Origin of the sequence: Mesorhizobium sp. M1E.F.Ca.ET.041.01.1.1 (genome assembly GCF_003997355.1) — a bacterium.
In the GTDB taxonomy this organism is placed as follows: domain Bacteria; phylum Pseudomonadota; class Alphaproteobacteria; order Rhizobiales; family Rhizobiaceae; genus Mesorhizobium.
Genome location: NZ_RZSL01000564.1, coordinates 1 through 3,844 on the forward strand (window position 1 = coordinate 1; position 3,844 = coordinate 3,844).

Genomic DNA, 3,844 nt, shown 5'->3' on the forward strand with positions numbered 1-3,844 from the left:
GCGGGCGGGGATGGGGTGGTGCTGTTCGCGGGGGCGCCGGAATAAAAAGAGACGTCCACAACCGGGGATATTCCAGAACGGCGCGGCTTGCGCTAGTGATTACTTGTGGGTTGCAATGGGTTGGGGCAGTGAGCAATAACGACCGGCCGCTTGAAGCGGATATGACCGTTTTCAGCCCGCCTGCGCGGCGTCGCCGAAGACTCTTTCCAATCATCCTGATATCGCTGACAGCCTTCGTGCTGTTTTGGCCGGCGCGAAACTACTACGTACAATGGTCGGCCATAAGAAAAATGCAAGCTGCCGCCCTAGCCAAGGACTATGACGAAGAGTTCCATCAGTTGTCGTTACTGGCGAACATGGGCAACCGGGATTCGCAGGGCTATCTCGGCACGATGTATTGGCGCGGCCAAGGAACCGCACAGAACGACGAGAGGGCAGTCTTCTGGTGGCGTAAGTCCGCGGACGGTGGAAATGCGGAGGCCGAAGCCGCCCTTAGCCAAGCTTACTCTCTTGGGCGCGGTGTCGCGAGGGAGGACCAGCTCGCCGCCAGCTTGGCGCGAAAGGCGGCGGATAAAGGCAACGCAAATGGTCAGTATCAGCTCGCGGTCCTCTACTCACAGGGCCACGGGCTGAGCAAGAGTGACGAGCAGGCACTCTACTGGTGGCGCAAGGCTGCTGATGCGGGAAGTGTCGAGGCCGCGTACAGTCTTGGCCAAGCTTACTTTTATGGCCTTGGCGTCAAGAAAGACGACAAAATTGGAGCGACATGGAGTCGCAGGGCGGCCGACAACGGGCATGCGGAGGCCGCCTATGTTCTCAGTAAGGCCTACAAGTTCGGCCTCGGTGTCGACAAGAACAGCCAGCTTGCCGCCACCTGGGCGCGCAAGGCTGCGGATCTGGGAAACGCCGACGGCCAGTACATGCTCGGCGTTCTCTACCATCTGGGTGAAGGCCTGACACAGAACGACAGCCTTGCATTTCAATGGTGGATGAAGGCCGCTGCCGATGGTGTCGCGCAGGCGCAATACAATGTCGGCACCGCGTATGCCACTGGAAAGGGCGTCGGCAAGGATGATGCCCAGGCATTCCTTTGGACGAGCAGGGCGGCCAACAAGAGTGACCCCTTAGCACAATCAAGCCTGGGTACGATGTACTGGCTTGGTATGGGCGTGCGGCAGGATGATGTTCAAGCCGTTGCCTGGTGGCGCAAAGCTTCGGAGCAAGGCAACGCCGAAGCACAGTTGTCGCTGGGGAATGCGTACTTGAAGGGCAGGGGCGTTGCCCAGAGCAGCCGGGATGGTGCAGTCTGGTGGCTCAAAGCCGCGGACGCAGGCAACGCGGACGCTCAAGGTCAACTCGGCATTCTGTACCACCAAGGCCTCGGCGTTGCTCGGGACGACCGGTTGGCGGTCAAATGGTGGACGAAGGCCGCGGCCAGCGGCGTTGCGGTGGCACAGTACAGTCTCGCAAACGCGTATCGCACGGGAAATGGCGTTGCCAGGGACGACGCCCAGGCATTCTACTGGATGAACAAGGCAGCGGATCAAGGCACCCCCCGAGCGCAATCCGCGCTCGGCGGGATGTATGCCGTCGGCGCCGGTGTTCCGCAGGACTACGCTCAAGCCGCGATCTGGTGGCGCAAGGGTGCCGAGGCAGGAAATGCCGAAGCCGGCTATAATCTTGGCCGGGCCTATTTGCTCGGCGAAGGAATCGAGCAGGACGACGGGTTGGCCGCCAAATGGACGCAAATGGCCGCCGACGGAGGCAATGCCGACGCCCAGTACCAGCTTGGCATTCTGTACCATGAAGGTCGCGGATTTGCCCTGGATGGCGGATTGGCCTTCCAGTGGTGGATGAAAGCTGCGGTCAACGGGCATGCCGTCGCGCAATACAATATCGGCACGATGTATGGATTGGGACAGGGCGTCAAACAGGACGACGCCCAGGCACTCGCTTGGTTGAGTAAGGCTGCTGAGCAGGGCAACGCGATGGCCGAGGAAGCAGTCGGGAACGCCTATTCCACGGGTACCGGTGTCTCGGAGAGCAAGGCGAATGCAATTGCGTGGTGGCTCAAGGCCGCACGGCAGGGAAATCTAAATTCGAAGCTCAGCCTGGCTTACGCATATGCAAACGGCGTAGGCGTCGCCAGGGACGACAAGGCCGCCGAGACCTGGTGGCTTGAGGCAGCCCAGGCTGGCAATGTCGATGCCGAGTTCAGCCTTGGTACGCTCTACTTTCGGGGGATTGACGGCAAGCCGAACTACCTGGAAGCAACCAAGTGGTTCCTCAAGGCGGCCGAGCACGGCAACGCCCAGGCCAAGACCTATATCGAGCTCATGAAGGAAAACGGTCAGTTCGATAGCAAAACGCTGTGAGCTGAGATGCCTGCAATTGACAACTGGTAAGAGCGGCTGAGCGCGTAATCTCCCTCAAATGGGCCCCGCAACGGGATCATCAGCGTTGGCGGCGCCACCATTCCTGCAACGCCGGCGATTGGCGAAGCCAGCGCGCCAGCCAATCTCCCCCCTTGCGGGGGAGATGCCCGGCAGGGCAGAGGGGGGTGTGACGGAACGCAGCCTCTGCAAAGGAATTCGCCCGCAATCATGCCCACCCTCCACCTCGTCGAAGCCTCGATCGCCGATCTGCGCCGTGCACTGGAGGAAGGCACCGTCACCAGCGTCGAACTGGTCGGCGCGTATCTCAGGCGCATCGCCCATTACGACCGGCACGGCATCGCGCTCAACGCCGTGCCCATCCTCAATCCACAGATGTTCGAGGAGGCGGAGGCTTCCGACCGGCGCTGGCGCCAGGGCAAGACCCTCGGACCGCTCGACGGCATCCCTTACACCGCCAAGGACAGCTACAAGGCGAAGGGCCTGACGGTTGCCGCCGGCTCGCCGGCCTTCGAGCATCTAGTCGCCACCGACGACGCCTTCACCATCGCCAGGCTGCGCGCCGCGGGCTCCGTGCTCGTCGGCCTCACCAACATGCCGCCGATGGCCAATGGCGGCATGCAGCGCGGCGTCTATGGCCGCGCCGAGAGCCCATACAATGCGGACTACCTCACCGCCGCCTTCGCCTCCGGCTCGTCCAACGGCTCGGGCACGGCGACAGCGGCGAGCTTCGCCGCCTTCGGGCTCGGTGAGGAGACCTGGTCGTCCGGCCGCGCGCCGGCCTCCAACAACGCGCTCGTCGCCTACACGCCCTCGCGCGGCGTGATCTCGGTGCGCGGCAACTGGCCCCTGGTGCCGACAATGGACGTAGTGGTGCCGCATACGCGCAGCATGCCCGACATGCTCGAACTGCTCGACGTCATCGTCGCCGACGACGAAGAGACGCGCGGCGACTTCTGGCGGGTACAGCGCTCAGTGCCGATCCCGAAGGCGTCCGAATTCAGGCCGGCAAGCTACAAGCGGCTGGCGTTGCAAGGCGTGCTCAAGGGCAAGCGGCTCGGCGTGCCGAAAATGTATATCGGCAGGGACGAAGGCGCCGACCGGCCGATCGAGACCCGCGCCTCGGTGCTAAAACTCTGGCGACAGGCGGCGCGCGACCTGGAGGCGCTCGGCGCGGAAGTGGTCGAGGTCGATCTTCCCGTCGTCTCGAATTACGAGCGCGACCGGCCGGGCGCGCGCTCCATGGTCGATCGCGGGTTGGTGCCGGCGGCGTTTGCCGAGCGCGAGATCTGGGATCTCTCCATCTGGTCCTGGGACGACTTTTTGCGCGCCAATGCCGATCCGGTCCTTCCCGATCTCGCCGCGGTCGACGGCCCAAAGATCTTCCCGCAGCCGCCGGGCGCGCTGCCCGACCGCTACGGCGACGACGGCTTCGATCTGGCGGAGTATGT

At 63.2% G+C, this 3,844-nt stretch carries 2 protein-coding genes; both read left to right on the top strand.

Annotated elements, in window-relative coordinates; translation table 11 throughout:
* Positions 1–128 precede the first annotated feature (128 nt).
* Positions 129–2,375 carry a tetratricopeptide repeat protein gene (locus EOA38_RS30215; protein WP_126094557.1) on the top strand — a complete coding sequence of 749 codons (2,247 nt, stop codon included), beginning with the start codon at positions 129–131 and terminating at the stop codon, positions 2,373–2,375.
* A 228-nt stretch (positions 2,376–2,603) separates the two neighbouring features.
* Positions 2,604–3,844, top strand: a 1,241-nt coding sequence (locus tag EOA38_RS30220) for an amidase (RefSeq protein WP_127300954.1), incomplete at its 3' end; no start/stop codon positions are given.